The organism is Bradyrhizobium sp. LTSPM299 (assembly GCF_000938235.1).
GTDB lineage: Bacteria > Pseudomonadota > Alphaproteobacteria > Rhizobiales > Xanthobacteraceae > Bradyrhizobium.
On sequence record NZ_JYMU01000035.1, the window covers coordinates 1 to 20781 of the forward strand.

Annotated in this window: 14 protein-coding genes; 3 read left to right on the plus strand and 11 right to left on the minus strand. The window is 64.9% G+C overall.

The window, feature by feature from the left end:
* Nucleotides 1-1101: 1101 nt before the first annotated feature.
* On the plus strand, nucleotides 1102-2604 hold the full coding sequence (locus UP10_RS19155) for a sensor domain-containing diguanylate cyclase (protein ID WP_050043742.1): 1503 nt from the start codon (nucleotides 1102-1104) through the stop codon (nucleotides 2602-2604).
* Nucleotides 2605-2645: 41 nt separating this feature from the next.
* Here the strand turns inward: UP10_RS19155 and UP10_RS19160 are convergent, their stop codons facing one another.
* The 3 genes from UP10_RS19160 to UP10_RS19170 are packed head-to-tail and all read right to left on the minus strand — an operon-like array spanning nucleotide 2646 to nucleotide 9339.
* Nucleotides 2646-3524: a transglutaminase family protein gene (locus UP10_RS19160; protein ID WP_044588854.1), complete on the minus strand. Its 879-nt coding sequence runs from the start codon at nucleotides 3522-3524 to the stop codon at nucleotides 2646-2648.
* Entirely contained in the window at nucleotides 3521-6052 is a 2532-nt protein-coding gene (locus UP10_RS19165; RefSeq protein WP_044588855.1) for a circularly permuted type 2 ATP-grasp protein, read from the minus strand. The genes UP10_RS19160 and UP10_RS19165 overlap by 4 nt, the downstream gene beginning before the upstream one ends.
* A gap of 20 nt (nucleotides 6053-6072) precedes the next feature.
* On the minus strand, nucleotides 6073-9339 hold the full coding sequence (locus tag UP10_RS19170; RefSeq protein ID WP_044588856.1) for a transglutaminase family protein: 3267 nt from the start codon (nucleotides 9337-9339) through the stop codon (nucleotides 6073-6075).
* A gap of 180 nt (nucleotides 9340-9519) precedes the next feature.
* Between UP10_RS19170 and UP10_RS19175 the strand changes: the two genes are divergently transcribed.
* Nucleotides 9520-10452, plus strand: a complete 933-nt coding sequence (locus tag UP10_RS19175; protein ID WP_050043743.1) for a lipase family protein — start codon at nucleotides 9520-9522, stop codon at nucleotides 10450-10452.
* Nucleotides 10453-10564: 112 nt separating this feature from the next.
* Here the strand turns inward: UP10_RS19175 and UP10_RS19180 are convergent, their stop codons facing one another.
* The 7 genes from UP10_RS19180 to UP10_RS19210 form a co-directional block, all read right to left on the minus strand.
* Entirely contained in the window at nucleotides 10565-12085 is a 1521-nt protein-coding gene (locus UP10_RS19180) for a UxaA family hydrolase (RefSeq protein WP_044537255.1), read from the minus strand.
* Between the two features lie 203 nt (nucleotides 12086-12288).
* Complete coding sequence (locus UP10_RS19185; protein WP_044588857.1) at nucleotides 12289-13065, minus strand: HpcH/HpaI aldolase family protein; 777 nt, start codon at nucleotides 13063-13065, stop codon at nucleotides 12289-12291.
* Nucleotides 13066-13104: 39 nt separating this feature from the next.
* A complete protein-coding gene (locus UP10_RS19190; RefSeq protein WP_044588858.1) occupies nucleotides 13105-14190 on the minus strand; it encodes a malate/lactate/ureidoglycolate dehydrogenase in 1086 nt (361 codons plus the stop codon).
* 31 nt (nucleotides 14191-14221) lie between these two features.
* Nucleotides 14222-14950: an ABC transporter ATP-binding protein gene (locus UP10_RS19195; protein ID WP_044588920.1), complete on the minus strand. Its 729-nt coding sequence runs from the start codon at nucleotides 14948-14950 to the stop codon at nucleotides 14222-14224.
* Entirely contained in the window at nucleotides 14950-16725 is a 1776-nt protein-coding gene (locus tag UP10_RS19200) for a branched-chain amino acid ABC transporter ATP-binding protein/permease (protein WP_044588859.1), read from the minus strand. The genes UP10_RS19195 and UP10_RS19200 overlap by 1 nt, the downstream gene beginning before the upstream one ends.
* Nucleotides 16722-17597: a branched-chain amino acid ABC transporter permease gene (locus UP10_RS19205; protein ID WP_044588921.1), complete on the minus strand. Its 876-nt coding sequence runs from the start codon at nucleotides 17595-17597 to the stop codon at nucleotides 16722-16724. The genes UP10_RS19200 and UP10_RS19205 overlap by 4 nt, the downstream gene beginning before the upstream one ends.
* An 88-nt stretch (nucleotides 17598-17685) precedes the next feature.
* Nucleotides 17686-18831, minus strand: coding sequence for an ABC transporter substrate-binding protein (locus tag UP10_RS19210; RefSeq protein ID WP_044588860.1), 1146 nt, complete (start codon nucleotides 18829-18831; stop codon nucleotides 17686-17688).
* A 268-nt stretch (nucleotides 18832-19099) separates the two neighbouring features.
* On the opposite strand from UP10_RS19210, the gene UP10_RS19215 reads away from it, so the two are divergent.
* Nucleotides 19100-20131: a GntR family transcriptional regulator gene (locus UP10_RS19215; protein WP_245321790.1), complete on the plus strand. Its 1032-nt coding sequence runs from the start codon at nucleotides 19100-19102 to the stop codon at nucleotides 20129-20131.
* A gap of 15 nt (nucleotides 20132-20146) precedes the next feature.
* Here the strand turns inward: UP10_RS19215 and hpaR are convergent, their stop codons facing one another.
* On the minus strand, nucleotides 20147-20683 hold the full coding sequence (gene hpaR, locus UP10_RS19220) for a homoprotocatechuate degradation operon regulator HpaR (RefSeq protein WP_044588862.1): 537 nt from the start codon (nucleotides 20681-20683) through the stop codon (nucleotides 20147-20149).
* Between the last annotated feature and the right edge of the window lie 98 nt (nucleotides 20684-20781).

The window sequence follows — 20781 nt, forward strand, 5'->3', positions numbered from 1 at the left end:
GACGCTCCTTAACCAACCCCGCGGTGCGCGCACGGGCGGTAGCAATCATCTCTTCCGGCCTCACGCGGGGAGTACGCAAGAAGCGCGTAATCCGCATCTCGCCCGCGCGATTGCCTCCCACGCGACGCACACTAATACCGGATTGCCCGACACTGACCAAACGGGCCAGCAAGCCGGCCCCCCTTTTTCCAGGCGCCGGTCGCCAAACCGTCCCAAACCGCCTTCCATGCCTGTTCCCCGAATGTTGCGGGGCCATCATCGATTCAGAGAATGGGACGCTCCGCAAGGGCGCGTCTGGAGATGTGTGTATATCGTAGGGCTTGTCCGGGCGATCCAGTATTCTAGAGGCGGTTGTGATTAAGCCGGTGGGCCGCAGCGTACTGGGTCGCCCGGTCCATGTGCGCAATTGCGCACAGGCCGGGCGATGACAGCGGTGGATGGGGACGCAGCTTCGCATACTCGCGACATGAATCGCCCGAGCTTTGCATTTCGTTTGCCCTATTCTTGAGCAGAAGGCGCAGGGAAAGCCGGGTGCCGATCGCACCCATGGGCCCGGTGCAACAGAAAGCACCGGGGTAGGACCACAGGTGTAACCGGGAACTCCGGCTTTCCCTGCGCGATGGGTTACGGCTTATACGTGCTCTCCCGGCGAAGACCGGGCTTATTTGTCACCGTCATCCGCGAGACGCGTATGCGCCTTGCGGACTTTTGCCTGACACTGGGGCGTCGGGACCATACGATTTCGCCGTCCGCCTCACGCGCTCTCGTCAGTTGCGCATTCGGCGTCCACCGCATCCCACCGCGCGTTCGTGACGTGCGCTCGCCCCTCAATCGGGTGGGACGGCATATCTATATCACTGAGTTGCTATTCTGAAAATCGGAATATTTTTCACGCGAGGGCTTGACGGGTTTTTGCTGAGTTGCGCGACAGGCAGTTTTTGCATGGCTCACGGCCCTCATTCCGGGGGAATGCGCCATGGTTAATCACCCCCTAACCGGCTCGAATAAATTGCGTCCGGTTCACGCCGGCTTTCTCAATCCGATGCCCCCATAAAAACGGCCGAAGCACGGGGGTGCGGGGAATTCTCGGGGAAGCACGCGATGCACGGGCTTTTGCTACGACCGAAGGCGATGCCAGCGAAACGGCTGTTCGCACTCGGCATCGGCCTCATCCTCTGCTTTTGCGCAGTCTGCGCGGCCATCATCTGGGAGATGGCGCAGAAGGACTACCAACATGCGAAGGAAGCATCGACCAACCTCGTCGCCAGCATCGCAAGCGAAATCGACCGTAACATCGAGCTCTATGATCTCTCGCTGCAGGCTGTCGCCGACGGCGTGAAGCTGCCCGAGATCAACAGCATCAGCCCGGAACTTCGGCAGGTCGTGCTGTTCGACCGGGCCGCCACCGCAAAGGATCTCGGTTCAATTCTGGTCCTGAACCCGGCCGGCGACGTCACGCTGGATTCCAGAACGCTGACGCCGCCGCAGACGAATTTCGCCCAACAGGATTTCTTCCGGGTTCATCAGACGCAAGCGACCACGGGATTGTTCATCAGTGCGCCCTGGGTCACGTCGGAAGGGGAGTATCTGATCAGCCTGAGCCGACGCATCAGCAACAGCGACGGCTCGTTCGCCGGCGTCGTCGCCGGCAGCATGCGGCTCAGCTATTTCCACAATCTGTTCCGGAAGCTGAACTTCGGCCCCGGCGACAGCATGGCGCTGTTCAACAGCGACGGCGCGATGCTGATGCGGGCGCCGTTCGACATCAGCAAGATCGGGCAAAGCATCCGGGACTCCCAAGCCCTCAAGCAGTTTCCGGCACGGCAATCCGGCTCCTACGTCACGAAATCGGTCGTCGATCACGTCAGCCGGCTCTACGTTTTTCAGCAGGTCGGGCACCATCCCCTCATCATTGCCCAGGGTCTTGCGCTCGACGGTATCTATGCCGACTGGTGGCAACAGCTTTGGCTGATCGGCGGCGTGGTGGCCGCACTCGGCGGCTTCTCGATCGTCCTGATGTTCTACCTGGTGGCAGCCGTCAAACGGCGGGCGGCGGCTGAAGACCAGCTGGCGCATCTCGCCAGCACCGATGCACTGACCGGCCTTGCCAACCGCCGCCGCCTCGACAATACCCTCGACGTCGAATGGCGCCGCGGCATGCGCGCCAAGGCACCGGTCTCGCTCCTGATGATCGATGTCGATCATTTCAAGATCTTCAACGACACCTACGGGCATCAGGCCGGCGACGCGGTGCTTGCCACCGTGGGGCGGTGCATCGCAACCAGCACCAAGCGCGTAACCGACCTTGGCGCGCGCTATGGCGGCGAGGAGTTTTCCGTGCTGCTGCCCGGCATCGGCAAAGCGGGCGCGCAGGAAATTGCCGAACAGATTCGCGCAAGGCTGACGACCGCCCGCGCATCCCAGGGTGAGTTGCCGACCGTCAGCATCGGATTGGCTTGCCTGGTTCCCGACCATGAGCGCACGTCGCGCGATCTGATCAAGGCCGCGGACCTCGCGCTTTATGAAGCCAAGCGTGAAGGCCGGGACCGCGTCGTGGTCAGTCCGATCGGGTGGGACAAATCGGGCAAACGGCGCGTGGCTTGATCGAGGCGCTGGCGCCATCGAGTGCGCCCGCCTGTTTCCGCTCACTCCACCAGCAGCACGTCCACCGCGACGTTGAGCTTCTGCTTGCGCGCGCCGACGATGACGCCGTCGACCGGCGAGACGTCGGAGAAGTCGCGCCCGACGGCAAGGATGATGTGGTCGCTCGCGACGACGAGATCGTTGGTCGGATCGAACCCGATCCAGCCGAGTTCGGCGCCACACCAGACCGAGACCCAGGCATGGGTCGCGTCCGCGCCCTGCAGCCGCGGCTGGCCGGGCGGCGGAATGGTGCGCAAATAGCCGCTGACATAGGCCGCCGGCAGGCCAAGCCCGCGCAGCCCTGCGATCATCACATGGGCAAAATCCTGGCAGACGCCGTGGCGCTTCTCGAACACCTCCTTCAGCGGCGTCGAGATCACGGTCGCCTTCGGATCGTATTTGAAGTCGGTGCGGATGCGGCGCATCAGGTCGGCGGCGCCTCGCAGGATGCCGCCGCCGGACGCAAAGCTCGCCGACGCATAGGCGGTCACCGGCCGCAGCACCGGCACCAGCGCGCTGGCGAAGACATAGCCGACCGGCGAGTCCGCACCCAGGCTCGCGGCCTCAAAGGCGACGTCACGCACGGTCTCCCATGACGGACTCGCAGTATCGCGGGGCGGCGCCTGCCGTTCGACCGAGACGCGCGAGCGCGAATCGATGCGAAGGTTGCGGTGGGCGGTCTCGATCAGCACGTTCTCGGTCAGCGTGCCGAAGAAGTCCCGCCTCGCCGTGCGCTCCGCGGGCTTCGGCCTGATCTCGACGCTGTGGGAGATCAGCTGCTGACCGTCGCCGCTGAGTGGCTCCAGCCGCAGCGAGCAGCGCGCGAAGCTGACCTGGGTCTCATAGCTGTAGGTCGTGACGTGACGGATGTCGTAGATCACGCCAGCCCCGTGAGCTTCTCCGGCCGGCTGGCGTTCGGTCCGTGCGGGAAGTAGTGCAGCCCGATCGCATCGGCGAGGCTCAGCAGGTCCTGCTCCAGCGCGAACAGCGCCTTGACGTCGAGCGCGGTGGCCTCCGCCGTCGTCAGCATCGCCTCCAGTGCGACTGCCAGGCGCTGCGGCCGCTCCATCATCCCATGCTCCTTCAGGCTCGGCAGCGCGGCGACATGCTCGTTCAGGCAGGCGACCTGGAACACGACCGAGCGCGGATTGTAGGGATCGAGCACCGCCAGATCGCGCACCGGCGCCAGCAGCGGCTGCACCAGGTAGCGTGAGCGATAGGTGATCTGGCAGTCGACCAGCGTCAGCAGGACGTCGAGGTCTTCGTCGCCGGCATCGTCATAAGCAAACTGGCGGGCGAAGCGCGTGGTGTTGATGGCGCGCTCGGCGCGGCGGCCCATCTCGAGGAAGCGCCAGCCGGCGGCGCGGTTCATGTTCTCCTGCGCGAGCCCGGCAAAGCTTGCCAACTCCTGCAGCGTGAGCTCGGCGGCGCTAACGACGCCGTCGTCATCATGAACCTCGATGGCGAGGCGCTCGGCCATTTCGGTGATGACCTGCCAGGCATCCGGCGACAGCCGCTCGCGCAGCGACGTGGCGGTGCGCTGCGCCGATCGTACCAATGACAGCGCCGAGCCGGCTTTCTCATCGCTCTGCAGCGCTTCGAGGGCGACCTTGGCGGGATTGGCGCGCGCGGTCTGCGAGGACGCGCCCCAGGCAACCAGCATGCGCTGGATCCGCTCGGCCGAATGCAGCGTCGGCGCGGTGCCGGTGGCATTCGTGCGGGCCGGATCGCGCAACGGCGTGCCCAGCGCGCGGATCAGCCGCATGGTCGCTTCGGCGCGCTCGAGATAGCGGCCGAGCCAGAACAGATTGTCGGCGGCGCGGCTCGGCAGCACGCCGGCGATGCGGCGGATGCGCACGGTGTCGACCGCAGGCAACAGCGTCGAGGTTGCAACCGCCTTGTCGGAGACGATCCAGACGTCGGCCGAAACAGCGCCATCGCCCATCGACACCGCGCGTGCATCCGCCCGTTCGGCGATCCGGCAGAACCCGCCGGGCAATACAGTCCAGCCGTTCGGCGTCGCGGCTGCGAACACCCGCAGCGCGAAGGGGCGCGGTGCGATGCGGCCGTTCTCCCAAACCGGCGTCGTGGACAGGCGCACCAGCTCCTGCCCGACATAATCGATGCCGCGATTGGCGATCGCATCCTCGAGCCGGTCGCGCTCGCTTGCCGGCAATTGGCCAGGAAGCACCGGGCCATTGCCGGGGAAGCCCGGAACGCCGCGACCATAGGCGCCCTCGATCGCGAACTCGTCGAGCCGCGACAGCACCTCCTCGCGGGCCGCTTTCTGGCCGCACCACCAGGTCGCGATGTGCGGCATCGCCAGATCTTCGCCGAGCAGCCGCCGGCAGAGATTGGGCAGGAAGCCGAGCAGCGCGCGTGCCTCCAGCACCCCCGAGCCCGGCATGTTGGCGACCACGACGCCCTGCTTGCGCAGCACCTCGACGAGGCCGGGCACGCCGAGATAGGAGGATGAATCGAGCTCAAGCGGATCGAGCATGTTGGAATCGACCCGGCGCAGCAGCACGTCGAGCCGCTTCAGCCCGGCCACGGTGCGGATGTGGATGCGGTCGCCGGAGACGGCGAGATCGTCACCCTCGACCAGTAGGAAACCCAGATAGCGCGCCAGCGTGGCGTGCTCGAAATAGGTCTCGCTGAACGCGCCGGGCGTAAGCAGGCCGATCCGCGGCTCGTCGCGATCGGCGCTGGCGCGCAAGGAATCGCGGAACTGTTCGAAGAACGGCGCCACGCGCTCGACATTCATCGACTTGTAGAGATTGGAGAAGGCGCGCGACAGCACCAGCCGATTTTCCAGCGCATAGCCCGCGCCGGACGGCGCCTGCGTGCGGTCGCCAAGCACCCACCAGCGGCCATCCGGCCCGCGGCCGACATCGGCGGCGTAGAGATGCAGATAGCGGCCGCCCGCCGGCTTGATACCGCTGACCGCGCGCAGATATTCGCCGCTGCCGGCAATCGCCGCGGCGGGAACAGCGCCATCAGCGACCAGACGGCCCTCGCCGTAGAGATCGCCGAGCACCATTTCCATCAGCTGCGCGCGTTGCGCGACCGCGGCGGCCAGTTGGCGCCAGTCGGCGGCGTCAATCAGCAGCGGCAAATGGCTGAGCGGCCAGATCCGGTCGGCGGTATCGCCGGGCGCGCGATAGGTGACGCCGGCCTCGCGCAGATGCCGGTCGGCGGCGGCGAATCGCCGCTCGATATCGGCCGGCGACAGCGCGGCAAAGGCATCGAAGAAACGGGTCCAGACCGGACGCGGCGCACCGTCCTGCGCGATATATTCGTCGGGAATGCCGGGAAGCCGGGCGTAATCGCGGGTCCATTGCGCCGTCCGGCGCTGACCGGGACGGGCCCTGCTCTCCTGACTGCTACCTTGGCCACCCGAACCGGTCATTGCACTTCCCCTGACTACGATTAGTGCAGGAGCGGCGTCCGCAAGTCGAGGGTCAACGGAAACTCAACTGTGCGTTCCTCTGGCGGCGGCTCGATCGGGCCTGGGGTATGGCCGTGATCCTGGAATCGCGCCAGCCGCCGCGCCTCCGCCTCGTAGGAATTGACCGGTTTGGTCTCGTAGTTGCGGCCGCCGGGATGGGCGACGTGATAGACGCAGCCGCCGAGCGAGCGGCCGTTCCAGGTATCAATCAGATCAAACGTCAGCGGCGCGTGCACCGGAACGGTCGGGTGCAGGCCCGAGGCCGGTTGCCAGGCCTTGAAGCGAACGCCGGCCACCGCCTCGCCGGCACGACCTGTCTCGGTCATCGGCATCCGCCGGCCGTTGCAGGTGATGACGTGACGGCCCTCGACGAAGCCGGTCGCCTTGACCTGCAGCCGCTCGACCGAAGAGTCGACATAGCGCACGGTGCCACCAGCGGTGCCCTCCTCACCGAGCACATGCCAAGGCTCCAGCGCCTGGCGCAGTTCGAGGCTGACGCCGCCGTGATGGATGCGGCCGAAGGCGGGGAAGCGAAATTCGAGCTGCGCCTGGTACCATTCCGGCTCGACATCGTAGCCGGAGTGCTTGAGCTCGGCGAGCACGCCGAGAAAATCCTCCCAGAGGAAATGCGGCAGCATGAAGCGGTCATGCAGCGCGGTGCCCCAGCGCACGAATTTGCCGTGCTGCGGGTCGCGCCACAGTTTGGCGATCAGCGCGCGGATCAACAGCTGCTGCGCCAGCGACATCCGCGGATCGGGCGGCATTTCGAGCGCGCGGAATTCGACCAGGCCGAGCCGGCCGGTCGGGCTGTCGGGCGAATAGAGCTTGTCGATGCAGATCTCGGCGCGGTGGGTATTGCCGGTGATGTCGACCAGGATGTGCCGGAACAGCCGGTCGACCAGCCACAGCGGCGCGTCCATGCCCGACGGCGGCACATGCGCGAGCGCAATCTCCAGTTCATAGAGCCCATCGTGCCGGGCCTCGTCGATGCGCGGCGCCTGGCTGGTCGGACCGATGAACATGCCGGAGAACAGATAGGACAGCGACGGATGCCGCTGCCAGTACAGCACGAGGCTCTTCAAGAGATCGGGCCGGCGCAGGAACGGCGAATCCTCCGGCTTGCTGCCGCCGACCACGATGTGGTTGCCGCCGCCGGTACCGGTGTGGCGGCCGTCGATCAGGAAGCGGTTGGCCCCAAGCCGCGTCTTCGCGGCGTCTTCATAGAGCCCGAGCGTGATGTCGACCGCCGTGCGCCAGTCTTGCGCCGGCTGGACGTTGATCTCGATCACGCCGGGATCGGGCGTCACCTTGATGACCTCGATGCGCGGATCGTAAGGCGGCCCGTAACCCTCGACATTAACCTGCAGCTTAAGCTCTTCAGCAGTCGCCTCGAGCGCCGCGATCAGCTCGAGATAATCGTCGACCTTCTCGACCGGCGGCATGAAGGCACAGAGCACGCCGTCGCGGACCTCGATCGACATCGCGGTGCGCACCGGGGCCGGCTCGGGACTATCCTTGAGCGCCTGCTTCAGCTCCGGATCGATCTCGCCCAGCGCGTCGCGCGGCGCCATCGGATCCTGCTCGATGATGTAGGGAAAATCTTCGGCAGCGACGTGTTCGAGCGAGCCAATCGGAAGCCGAAGGCCGAGTGGGGAATCGCCGGGAAACAAAAACAGATGACTGCGCCTGATCTTCCAGCGCTCGCTGCGCCAGCGCGCCGGAATGCGATCCGCAAGCGGCGACCAGCGCTGGATCGGCAGCACGTAGCCCTTCGGCGTCGTCAGTCCCTCGTCGAACACCCGCGCGATCCGTGCACGCTCTTCCGCATCGGCCAGTTTGGCATTGGCCGGGCTGACATTGGCCGGCAAACCCGCCTCGCGCTGCAGCCAGAACGCAGTGTCCTCGTAGGCGGGCATGACGTAATCCGGCTTCAGGCCGAGCTTCGCGGCGGTCCCGCTCGCGAAGCGCTCCGCATCCGCGACCTCAGCTTTACGCGGATTTTCGACCGAAGCGATCAGATCGGCGTTCTTCCAGATCGGCTTGCCATCCTTGCGCCAGTACAGCCCGAAGGCCCAGCGCGGCAGGGTTTCGCCCGGATACCATTTGCCCTGGCCGTAATGCAGCAGGCCGCCCGGGGCGAAGCGCGTGTGCAGCTTGCGGATCAGCTCGTCGGCGAGCACGCGCTTGGTCGGGCCGACCGCGGCGACGTTCCATTCCGGGGACTCCAGATCGTCGATCGAGACGAAGGTCGGCTCGCCGCCCATGGTGAGGCGGACATCGTCCCTGGTCAGATCGGCATCGACCTGCTCGCCAAGTTTGTCGAGCCGCGCCCAGGATTCGTCGGAGAACGGCCTGGTGATCCGCGGCGCCTCGCGGATCCGCTTGACCGTCATCTCGAAGGCGAAATCGGTGTTGGCGAAGCCCGCGGTGCCCGTCACCGGCGCTGCCGAGCGATAATGCGGCGTGGCACAGACCGGAATGTGCCCCTCGCCGGTCAGCATGCCCGAGGTGACGTCGAAACCGATCCAGCCCGCGCCAGGCAGATAGACCTCGGCCCAGGCGTGCAGATCGGTGAAATCGCTCTCAACCTCGCGCGGCCCTTCGAGCGGATCGATGTCGGGCCGCAGCTGGATCAGGTAGCCGGAGACGAAGCGCGTGGCGAGCCCGAGATGGCGCAACGCCTGGATCAACAGCCATGCCGAGTCGCGGCAGGAGCCGGAGCCGGCCGCGAGCGTCTCCTCCGGCGTCTGGATGCCGGGCTCCATGCGGACGATGTAGCGGATTCTCTTCTGCAGCTGCGCGTTCAGCTCGACCAGGAAATTGACCGTGCTGTCGGCTGTGCGCGGGATGTCCTTGAGGTACGTTGAAAGCAGCGGACCGGGCTCGCTCGTCTCCAGATAGGGCGCAAGCTCGGCCTTGAGATCGCTACTGTATTCGAACGGAAAGCTGAAGGCGGAGGGTTCGACGAAGAAGTCGAACGGATTGACCACGGTCATCTGCGCGGTGAAGTCGACCTCGATCTTGAGCTCGGTCGCCTTTTCCGGAAAGACGTAGCGCGCCAGCCAATTGCCCTGCGGATCCTGCAGCCAGTTCACGAAATGGTTCGCCGGCGTCACCTTGAGCGAATAGCTCAGGATCGGCGTGCGGGTATGCGGCGCGGGACGGAGCCGGATGGTCTGGGGCCCGAGATCGATCGGCCGGTCGTATTTGTAGTGCGTGACGTGGTGCAGTGCGACGAAGATCGACACGGACGGGGGGACTCCAGCAGCTTTTTTGAGCAGAACACTGGTGTCCTCCGACATCAAGCACTAACAACGGGCATGGCGTGCCCACGGAGCGAGCGAATGATGGCGTAGCGCTTGCGGGCACTATCTACCCGTGGTTGATTTAGCGTCACTGGTCCCGCCCTGGCGCAGGAGCATGCCGCGATGAGCTTTCTGGTTGCGATCAGCCGAAGTGCCTATCCGGACAACGCACTCGACGCTTTTGCGGCAAACCCGTCGTTTGCCATGGGCGACGCCCGGGCGATGATGTGGATGTCGCAACTGGCTTACGAGACCAACGACCCGGACAAAGTCGCTGACATCCTGAAGGCATGGCAGCTGGTGCTGAAGGACCTGGCGAGCAACGATCCCGTCAGCGGCCTGCCGCCGCACAGCGCCTGCTTCGTGGCCGCGGCGGGACGCAACGCGACGATCATCGCGTTCTCCGGCACCGACCCGCTCAAGATCGAGGACTGGATCACCGACTTCACCGCGGCCCCTTCTCCCGACGGCCTGCACAGCGGATTCAAGGCCGCGGTCGATTCGATCTGGCCGCAGATCGTGCCCATCATCCAGCAGCGTCCCGCTGCCGCCCAAAAGCTGTTCTTCACCGGCCACAGCCTCGGCGGTGCGCTCGCGATCGTCGCGGCCGAACGCGCGATGCGCGAACTCAGCGCAACGGCGACTGCGGTCACCACGTTTGGCGGCCCGAGGGTCGGAGGACTGGATTTCTTCAACGGCTACACGACGGGGCTCGGCAACTGCACCATCCGCCTGGTGCATGGCGACGATGTCGTGCCGACGGTGCCGCCCGGGCTGGGCAATACGTTCCTCCATGTCGGGCGCCTGATTCAGTGTCCGACCGATGGCAGCTTTGCGGACCCGCCGACGATGTCCTTGGACGACAGCAACGAACCGGATTTTGTGAACGGGCTCGTGCAGGCCGGCCTCGACGATTTTCGCGCACTCGCGGCGTTCCGGTTCATCCGCAAGATCGGCCCGCGGCCGCTCGACATGTTTGCCAGCGTCCTGCCACGAATCGTGCGGGATCACGTGCCCGCAAGCTATTTCAGCGCGCTGGGGATAGCGTTGCGATGAACGCGTGTCTGCATGCCGCTGCGTAGCCCGGATGGAGCGCAGCGCAATCCGGGGTCCGTGCGCGTACGAGAGTCCCGGATTTCGCTGCGCTCCATCCGGGCTACGCTTTCAGCTACATCGTCGCCCCTAGCACCCAGGGTGCGAACTCGGCGCCGCCGAAATCAAAGCTCTCGCTCTTAGTCGGCTGGCCCGAGGCGGTCTTGAGGATCAGGTCGAAGATGCGCTGGCCGCAATCCTGCACGCTCTCCTCGCCGTCGAGGATGGTGCCGCAATTGACGTCCATGTCGTCGACCATCCGCGTGTACATCGGCGTGTTGGTGGCGAGCTTGATCGAGGGCGCGGGCTTGCAGCCGAACACGCTGCCGCGGCCGGTGGTGAAGCAGACGAGGTTGGCGCCGCCGGCCACCTGCCCGGTCGCCGCGACCGGGTCGTAGCCGGGCGTGTCCATGAACACGAAGCCCTTCTTAGTCACCGTCTCGGCGTAGTGCAGGACGTCGACGAGGTTGGTGCTGCCGGCTTTCGCCATCGCACCGAGCGATTTTTCCAGAATGGTGGTGAGGCCACCGGCCTTGTTGCCGGGGCTTGGATTGGCATTCATCTCGGCGCCCTCACGCTGGGTGTATTCCTCCCACCAGCGCATCAGGCCGACCAGCTTCTCGCCGACCTCGCGGCTAACGGCGCGGCGTGTCAAGAGATGCTCGGCACCATAGGTCTCCGGGGTCTCCGACAGGATCACGGTGCCGCCGTGGCGGACCAGAAGGTCGCTCGCCGCGCCCAGCGCCGGATTGGCCGACACACCGGAATAGCCGTCGGAGCCGCCGCATTGTAGCGCGACCGTGAGTTCGCTCGCCGGCACCGGCTCGCGCTTGACCTTGTTGGCGTCGGTCAGCGCTTCCCTCACGAAGGCAACGCCGGCTTCCACCGTCTTGCGGGTGCCGCCGACCTCCTGGATGTCCATCGCGCGCAGGCGCCCGGCAAGCTTCTGCTCCTGCATCAGGCCGCCGATCTGGTTCACCTCGCAGCCGAGGCCGAGCACGATCACGTTGGAGAAATTCACATGCCGCGCGTAGCCGCCGAGCGTGCGGCGAAGCAGCGCCAGCGGCTCGTCCTGGGTCATGCCACAGCCGGTCTTGTGGGTCAGCGCGACGACGCCGTCGACGTTCGGATAATCGGCCAGCGGATTGTCGCCGGTGAACGGGTTCTTCTTGAACATATCGGCGACGATGCCGGCGACATGGGCGCTGCAATTCACCGAGGTGAGGATGCCGATATAGTTGCGGGTTGCAACGCGGCCGTCGGCGCGGCGGATGCCCTCGAAGGTCGCGGGTAGATCGAAATTCGGCACCGGCTTGACGTCGACGCCATAGGCATAGTCCTTGGCGAAATCGCCCATGCCGCAATTCTGGGTATGCACGTGCTGGCCCGGCGCGATCGGCGCAGTCGCGAAGCCGATGATCTGGCCGTAACGCTTGATCGGCTCGCCGACCGCGATCGGCTTGATCGCGACCTTGTGGCCGGCAGGAATGCGCTCGACCGTGGTGACACCCTCCACCACCAGCCCCGGCGGCAGGCTCGCGCGCGCGATCAGGACGCTGTCGTCAGGATGCAGGCGGATGACGTGGGTCGGGGCCATGGGGATTCTCCTTCGTACTTTCTTTCACCTCTCCCCGCTCTTTGTGGGGAGAGGTCGAATTCTCGCGCAGCGAGAATTCGGGTGAGGGGCAAGGCACGTGCGCAATCACGAACAATGTGCTCGCCGGATGGAGGCCCCTCACCCCAACCCTCTCCCCGCGAAGAGCGGGGCGAGGGAGAACAGCGTGCGCTTGCGGGAAAAGCTTACGCCTTCCCGCCGGACTTCTCGCGGGTCTGGTTGACCTGCATCTTTGCGTAGGTCTGCATCAGGCCGACCTCGTTCGACAGCGTCACGAGCTTGAAGCCCATGTTGATGGCGCGCGCTGCGCCTTCGGCGCCGGAGCAGTGAATGCCCGGGTTGAGGCCACGCTTGCCGCATTCCTTGATGATCTTCTCGTAGATCTTGAGGATCTCCGGCTCGTCGCGATCGAGCTTCGGCACCAGGCCGTAGGAGAAGCCGAGATCGGACGGGCCGACATAGACGCCGTCGATGCCCTCGACATCGAGGATCGCTTCCATGTTCTCGACCGCGGTCCTGGTCTCCATCATCGGCAGCAGCACGATCTCGTCGTTCGCGGTCTGCTGGTAGGTGCCGGCCGAGCCGTACATGCCGGCGCGGATCGGACCGTTGGAGCGCACACCCTTCGGCGGATACTTCGCGTAGGAGACCAGGTTCTTGGCTTCCTCCGGGGTGTTGACCATCGGACAGATCACGCCATAGGCGCCGCCGTCGAGCACCTTGCCGACGATGCCGGGCTCATTCCAGGGTACGCGGACCATCGGAGTCACCGGATGGCCATGCATCGACTGGAAGCACTGCACCATCGAGAGATAGTCCTGCACGCCGTGCTGCATGTCGACGGTGACGCTGTCGAAGCCGCATTGCGCGATCACTTCGGCCGAAAACCCGGAAGGGATCGCGAGCCAGCCGTTGACGACAGCCTTGCCCGACGCCCAGACTTGCTTGACCTTGTTTGCCATTGATCGCGTTTCCCTTCGCGGTTTCTTGGGGGACCAGCCTTAGCTCGTCGCCCGCTGGATTAAGACTTCGCTGACGCCGACTTCGCGCGCGGTGTTCACTATCGCCGCCCAGGTGTCGTCAGGCAAGGGGATGCCGTTTTTGGTGCGCTCGGCGCGGGTTCTGCGCTCGGCATCGCCCGGAATCAGCACGGATTCGACACCCGCGATCGGCTTTGTTTCCCTGATGAAATCGACATAGCGCGCGATCTCGCCGTCGAAGAAATTTGCAGGGTCCACCACCTTCGGATCGATGTAGATGGCCAGCATGCCGTTGGCGAAACGGCGGTCCGGAGCGGTCGCGCCAGTGCCGGTCAGGGCGCCGCCGAGCAGTTCGCAGATGAACGCGAGGCCCGAGCCCTTGTGGTCGCCGAAAGCGCGGATCGCGCCAGTGCCCTTGGTGTGGTCGCGCGGTCCATCCGGCGTGAACGGCCCATAGAGCACATGCGGATCTTCGCTCAAGGTGCCGTCGGCATCGACCAGCGCGGCCTTCGGCAGGTTCTTGCCGCCGCGGCTTGCGACCAGCACCTTGCCCTCGGCAACCACGGAGGTCGCAAAATCGAGCACGATCGGGTCCTGTCCCTCGCGCGGAATGCCAACGCAATACGGCGCGGTCGACAGCCGCTTCTCGACGCCGCCGTAAGGCGCGACCAGCAGCGAGCCGGCGGCGTTGACGAAATGCACCGAGACCAGGCCTTCGGCGGCCGCCATCTCGGCCCAGTCGCCGACGCGGCCGATATGGCCGGCGTTGCGCAGCGCGATCGCTGCGAGGCCCGCCTTTTTGCACTTCTCGATGCCGAGCCTGACCGCGACGGGCGTGACGGTTTGTCCGTAGCCGAACTTGCCGTCGACCACCGCGAGCGCCGGCGTGTCGACCACGACTTCGGGGATCTGGTTCGGCACCACCGAGCCCATCTTCTTCCACCTGACATAAACGGGCACCCGGATCACGCCATGGCTGTCGTGCCCGGTGAGGTTCGCGGTCGTCAGGTAAGTCGCGATCCGCCGCGCCTCCTCGGTTGAGGATTCCGACTGCGAAAACACCTCGGAAACGAAGTTGATGAGGTTCTCAACCTTGATAGTGACCATGAAGAACAGCTCGTTGGATTGGGCGCGGCCTTTACACGTGGGATTTGGCGTGACCGCCAAGATAGGCCGCGGCGATGGCTTCGTTGGCCCACAATTCGTCCGGTCTGCCGCCCAGCACGATCCGCCCGGTTTCCAGGACGAAGCCATGATCGGCGACTGAAAGTCCCATGCGCGCATTTTGCTCGACGAGCAAGACCGTGGTGTCCTTCCTGATCTGCGAAATAATGCGGAACACCGCCTGCACGATGACGGGCGCGAGACCGAGCGACGGCTCGTCCAGCAGCAGCAGCCGCGGCTTGGCCATCAGCCCTCGGGCGACCGCGACCATCTGCAGCTGCCCGCCGGACAGCGTCCAGCCGAGCGCGCCGGAGAAGGCGCGGATGTCCGGAAACAGGTCGAACATCGCATCCGCCTCGCGCGAGATCTGCGACGCCGACACCTTCCGGTTCGACGCCCCTAACATGATGTTCTCTTTCACCGTGAGACCCGGGAACACGCGGCGGCCCTCCGGCACATGCGAGATGCCGAGCCGGACGATCGCTTCCGGCCCGAGGCCCGCGATCGAATGACCGTCGAAGATGATGTCGCCGGAAGCAGGTTTGGCGAGGCCGGAGATTGCGCGCAGCGTGGTCGACTTGCCGGCGCCGTTGGCCCCGAGCAGCGTGACCACCTGCCCCTGCTCCACGGCGATGGTGACGCCGCGCAGCGCTTCGATCTCGCCGTAGCGAACCACCAGATTGCGGATTTCGAGCAGCGGCATCATTCGCTCCCGAGATAGGCGGAGACGACGTCGGGATGACGCAGCACTGCCAGGGATTCGCCGTCGGCGATCCGGCGCCCGAAGTTCAGCACGGTGATATGCTGGGCGGCTTCCGAGACCAGCGTCATGTCGTGATCAATGATCAGGATGGTGAGACCTTGCGCAGCGATGCGCTTCAACAGCTCATGCAGCTCGAGCTTTTCGGTCGAATTGAGGCCGGCGGCGGGTTCATCGAGCAGCAGCAGCGTCGGATTAGACGCCAGCGCCCGCGCGATCTCGATCAGGCGCTGATGGCCGTAGGAGAAGCTCGAGATCAACTCGTTGGCGCGGCTGCCGAGGCCGACGAAGGTCAAGGCCTCCATCGCACGCTCGGTCAGCGCGTCGTCGCCCTTCCCGATCATGGTGTTGCCGGGCCGCTCGGCGCCGATCTCGACATTCTCCAGCGCCGTCATCGACCGGAACAGGCGGATGTTCTGGAAGGTGCGCCCCAGACCCGCAGCCGTGCGCTGATGCGGCGCCATATGGGTGATGTCGGTGCCGTCGAGCACGATCTTGCCCGACGTGGCCTTGTAGAGGCCGGACAGCACGTTCAGCGTCGTGGTTTTGCCGGAGCCGTTGGGCCCGATCAGCGCATGAACGCCGCCGCGCCTGACTGCGATGTCGACGCCGTCGACCGCCTTGAGGCCGCCGAAATGCTTCGACAGCCCGGTCACCTCGAGCACGATGTTGCCGCCGGTGGTCGCAGGTCTCAGCTGCAGCGCGGCCGCAGCCGGCGGCGCCTTGGCGCGCGCCCGCAAGCGCGTGAAGGCGTTGGACACAAAGCCCCAGATGCCGTCGGGCATGAAGCGGATGATCAGGATCACGGACAGGCCGTAGATCGCAAGGTAAAGCCCCGGCACGCTCTTGAGGAAGCGCAGCCATTCCGGGATCAGGATCAGCAATCCCGTGCCAATCGCCGATCCGATCGGCGAGGCCACGCCGCCGAGCAGCGACATGGTCAGGAACACGATCGATTCCGCGAACGAGAACTGGTCCGGGCTGACATAGGCGAAACCGCCGGCGAACAGGCCGCCGGCAAGGCCGCCCAGTGCCGCGCACACCGCGAACGCGTAGACCTTGGTGCGGAACACGTCGATGCCGTTGACCCCGGCCGCGAGTTCATTGTCGCGTACCGCCCGCATGGCGCGGCCGAGCCTGGTATCCGGCAGATGCCAGACCACATAACCGACGATGCCGAGTGCTGCGACGCAGAAGGCGAGATAGTTCTGCGAGCTCTGGAACAGAGCGGGACGTCCGATGTTCGAGACGCCGTCCGGCCCATGCGTCAGCCAGATCGCGTTGATCATCACCAGCGTCACGATCTGCTGGAACGAGATCGTGACCATCGCAAGGTAGTGGCCACCGAGCCGCAAAGTCGAGGCGCCGAGGAATGCGCCCGCCAGCAGGGCAATCACACAGCCCGCAACGAGACAGAGCCAGAAGCTCAGGTGCCAATCCGTGGTTCCGATGCCAACCGCGTAGGCGCCGAAGCCGAAGAACGCGGCCTGCGCCAGATTGATCTGGCCGCACAGGCCGAGCACGACCGAAAGCCCGAACACCGCGATCGAGAACGTCGTCGCCTGCATCAGGATGTTGTGGACGTAGCCGTCGAACTGCATCCTGGCGGCCAGCGCCACCACGATGGCAACGCCGATGAAATACGGCAGATGCCGAAGCAGCAGCGGCTTCGAGCGGATCGCAGGCGCCGGGACCCGAATGTTGTCGCTGGCGCTCATGCTTTCTCCGCGACACGTTCGCCGAAGATGCCCTGCGGCCGGAAGATAAGGAAGGCGATCAGCACCAGGAAGGCAAAGCCGTCCTTGTAGGGCACCGAGATATAGGCGGCGCCGAAGGTCTCGATCACGCCGAGCGCGAGCCCGCCGATGATGGCGCCGGTGACATCGCCGAAGCCGCCGATGATGGTGGCGGCAAACGCCTTCAGCGCGATCGTCGAGCCCATCTGGATCGAGACGAACAGCACCGGGGCGACCAGGAGGCCGGCGAGACCGCCGAGCACGGCTGAGTAGATGAAGGTGATCATGATCATGGTGGAGACGGAAATGCCGAGCAGCGAGGCCATTTCCTTGTCCTGCGAGGTCGCCTGCAGCTTCTTGCCGAGCAGCGTCTTCTCGAAGAACCAGAAGTTGAAGATCACCAGCAGGATCGTGACGCCGATGATCAGGAGATACTGGCTGTCGAGATAGACCGGGCCGAGCTGGATGCCTGGTGTCTCGAACCAGCCCGGCAGCACCTGCGGCTGCGGGCCGTAGATCGCGAGCACGGAGTTGGCGAGCAGGATCGAGGCGCCGATCGTGGCGATGATGACAGGCAGATAGGAGCGATGGCGCAGCGGATAATAGACGCCGAGATTGAAGATGACACCGAGCAGCGCCATGCCGGCCAGCGCGAGCAGGAACGACAGCCAATAGGGCCAGCCGAGATCGACGGCGAAATAGACCATCAGATAGGCCGCGACCATCGAGAATTCGCCCTGCGCGAAATTCACCACGTTGGTGGCGCGGAAGATCAGCACGAAGCCGAGCGCCACCAGCGCGTAGACCGCGCCGATGCCGATGCCCGTGAACAGGAGTTGAAGGATGAGATCCATGACAAGCATTCGGTTGAAGGGATAGGCGTTCCAACGGAGGATCGGCGCCGGCCTCCCCGGGGGCTACCGGAGAGGCCTTTTCGCCTGATCAGTCGTTGGACTCGATGTGCTTGTCGAAGACGATGTTGCCCTTTTCGTTCTTCACGATGTTGTAGCCGTGAAGCCCGTCGCCGTTCTGGTCGAAATTGTACTCGCCCTCGGCACCCGGGAACTTCTTGATCGCGAGAATCGCCTCGCGGATCTTGTCGGGCTCGGTCGAGGCGGCCTTGTCGATTGCCGCCGACAGCACAGTGACCGCGTCGTAGGTCCAGGAGCTCTGGTTGTCGGGCGCGACCTTGACCGCGTCGCGATAGAGCTTGCCGAACGCCTTCGAGCCTTCGCTGGAATCTTCCGCGTAGTCAGCGACGCCGTAGGTGTTGTAGAGCGCGGGACCTGCGAGCTTGAGCGCGGTGATGTTGACGATCGAGGGCGAGCCGACCCAGGGAATGTTGACGCCGAGCTGGCGCAACTGGCGGGCAAAGATGCCGAGATCGTTCTCGAAGGTGAAGTAAGAGCCGAGGATGTCGGCACCGGACTGCTTGATCGCGAGCACGACGGGGGTGAAGTCCTGGCTCTGGTTGGCGTAGCCCTGGTCGAGCACCGGCGGCGCGCCGAGCTTCTGCAGAGCTTCAGTCAGCGCCTTGCCGCCGGCGGTGCCGAACGCGTCGGTCGAGTGCAGCACGGCCCACTTCTTCTTGCCGAGCGTGCTGACGCCGTATTCGGCGATCACGCGGCCGGAATAGCTGTCATTAGGGCGGAAGCGGAACAGCCACTTGTTGCCCATATGGGTGAGGTTCGGATCGGTACCGCCGATCATCACGGGCTTGCCGAGCTTGATCACATCGGGCGCCATCGCGTGAACCTGGGTCGATCGGATCGAGCCGAGGAAGCCGACGATGTCGGGCTGCGACGCGAGTTTCGAGAAGGCCAGCACGATGCCGGGATTTGTGGTCTGGTCGTCCTCGACGATCAGTTCGCCCTGCTTGCCGAGGATGCCGCCGGCCTTGTTGACGGCCTCGAGCGCGAGCTTGGCGCCCTTGACGGCATAACCGCCGGACTCGGCGGCGGGACCGGTGACGGGCGCGCACATGCCGATCTTGATGGTCGCGCCTTGCGCCCGCGCGCTACGCAGCAGCGCCGGGGTAGCGAGACCTGCCGCCAAACCGGCGGAAAACTCACGCCTCGTCAGTTTCATCCAATCCTCCCTTTATAACGCCGAACTTGCATGTCGGCTGCATTGAGACGAGCTACACGCGTAGACTTGCTGCCCTGTCCTTGGCCATCGCACAGCGCGACAAAAAAATTCGCACCACTGCAGCGCACCCGACGCGCAACGGCGATGATCAATCTAAGCGTATGGCGCAGCTAATCATGATTGTACATTGCACGCAATAGTCAAAGGGTCGTCGCGGGCGGTGCGTAAATGCCTACTGCAAGCGACCTCGACGAAATCACGTGATAGTGTGGCGGGCGGGCAGCCATCCATGTCGATGCCAAAAGCGAATTCACAAAGAGCGAAATCACAGACCAGACGGAAACAGCCGGCCTACGCGCTGATCAAGGACGCATTGGCGAAGCGCATCCGGACCGGTGGCGTTCCGGCCGGAACCGTTCTCTCCGAATCGGCGATTGCGACCTTGTTTGGCTCCAGCCGCGCCCCGGTGCGGCAGGCGTTCGAGCAATTGGAGCACATCGGCCTGGTGCGCCGGTTTGACGGCCGCGGCGTCATCGCCGGCAAGCGCAAGGTCGAACCTCGGCGAATCCCGATCACACCGGAAATGCTGGGGCTGACCGACGGGCCGGTCGAGGCTATCAGAAGCGACGCCTGGGACACCCTCTACTACGAGCTCGAACGTGAAGTCATTTACCGGTCGCTGTTCGGACGCTTCCGCGTCAGCGAACTCGCACTGGCGCGGCATTTCCGGGTCGGACGCACGGTTGCCCGCAATCTGCTGCTACGCGCGCAGGCGATCGGAATCCTTGAGAAAGGCGCCAAAGCCCACTGGTATGTGGTGCCACTGGACGAGGATCGCGTCCGCGACATCTTCGAGGTGCGGGCGACCCTCGAGCCGCTGCTGCTGAAATCCGCTGCCGTGAAGATTCCGGCGGCACTGCTCGACCGGATGGCGGAGCGGCTGCGCGAGGGGATCCGGTTCCGCGACCGCATCGGCGTCGCCGAGCTCGACGCGATCGAGGGCGATCTCCATATCCGGTGCCTGGGCTACGGCATCAATCGCGAGATGATCGAAGCCCTCAAGCGCACCCACTGCGCTTTCGTGATCGGCAAGCACATTCAGGTGGCCCTGACCGCGCCGCAGATCGATTCCTTCATGGACGAGCATCTGCTGATCATTGACGCATTGCGCGCGCGCGACGGCGACGCGGCGGCCACGACGTTGCGCCGACATATCGAGTGGTCCCACTCGAAAGTTGCCGGCTGGATTGCCGAATTCCGGGCCATCAACGTGATTTCGCGCGTTCCCTACATGGCGTAGCCTGTATTGCCGTGATCATTCGTCGGCTTCCAGCTCGGCGTCCTCGGCGGACATCATTCCAGCCAGGCTCGCCTCGAGCGCGCCGAGCATCTCGTGCAGTTCCGCAAGCTTGCGCGCGCCGTAGCGCTTGGTGATCGCGGCGTAAATCGCCTCAGACGTCGGCGCCACCGCCTCGATCAGCTTCAACCCCTTCGCCGAGATCGAGACGACCGCGCGCCGCAGGTCGTTCGCCGCCGTCCTGCGCTCGATCAACTGGCGGGCCTCGAGATCGCGTAGGATGCGCGACAGGCTCGGGCCGAGCAGGAACGCCACATGCGCAAGCTCGGTGACCTCGATCTCGTCGACGGAGGTGAGTGCGCGCAGAATTCGCCACTGCTGCTCGGTCAACCCATGACTGCGCAGCGACGGGCGGAATTGCCGCATCACGGCTTCGCGGGCGCGGAGCAGCGACATCGGCAGCGAGCGTGAGAACTCGCGCATCGGCACCCGCCGGGACGATCCGGCCTCTGCTGGATTTGAACGCGGTTCGTTCGACGATTTCTTGCGAGCCATCGTTCAATCCACAACCGCAAACTTTTGCGCTGCAACATGCATCGATTCAGTTTGCGGACATTCACTTAACATGTTAATTATCTCCCAGCATCCACTTT

Bases quoted from the DNA above. Each gene is read 5' to 3' on its own strand.
- UP10_RS19195 (WP_044588920.1), bottom strand. From the start codon at position 14,950: ATGCCGCTGCTCGAAATCCGCAATCTGGTGGTTCGCTACGGCGAGATC.
- UP10_RS19175 (WP_050043743.1), top strand. From the start codon at position 9,520: ATGAGCTTTCTGGTTGCGATCAGCCGAAGTGCCTATCCGGACAACGCA.
- UP10_RS19185 (WP_044588857.1), bottom strand. From the start codon at position 13,065: ATGGCAAACAAGGTCAAGCAAGTCTGGGCGTCGGGCAAGGCTGTCGTC.
- UP10_RS19205 (WP_044588921.1), bottom strand. From the start codon at position 17,597: ATGGATCTCATCCTTCAACTCCTGTTCACGGGCATCGGCATCGGCGCG.
- UP10_RS19180 (WP_044537255.1), bottom strand. From the start codon at position 12,085: ATGGCCCCGACCCACGTCATCCGCCTGCATCCTGACGACAGCGTCCTG.
- UP10_RS19210 (WP_044588860.1), bottom strand. From the start codon at position 18,831: ATGAAACTGACGAGGCGTGAGTTTTCCGCCGGTTTGGCGGCAGGTCTC.
- UP10_RS19190 (WP_044588858.1), bottom strand. From the start codon at position 14,190: ATGGTCACTATCAAGGTTGAGAACCTCATCAACTTCGTTTCCGAGGTG.
- UP10_RS19165 (WP_044588855.1), bottom strand. From the start codon at position 6,052: ATGACCGGTTCGGGTGGCCAAGGTAGCAGTCAGGAGAGCAGGGCCCGT.
- hpaR (WP_044588862.1), bottom strand. From the start codon at position 20,683: ATGGCTCGCAAGAAATCGTCGAACGAACCGCGTTCAAATCCAGCAGAG.
- UP10_RS19200 (WP_044588859.1), bottom strand. From the start codon at position 16,725: ATGAGCGCCAGCGACAACATTCGGGTCCCGGCGCCTGCGATCCGCTCG.
- UP10_RS19155 (WP_050043742.1), top strand. From the start codon at position 1,102: ATGCACGGGCTTTTGCTACGACCGAAGGCGATGCCAGCGAAACGGCTG.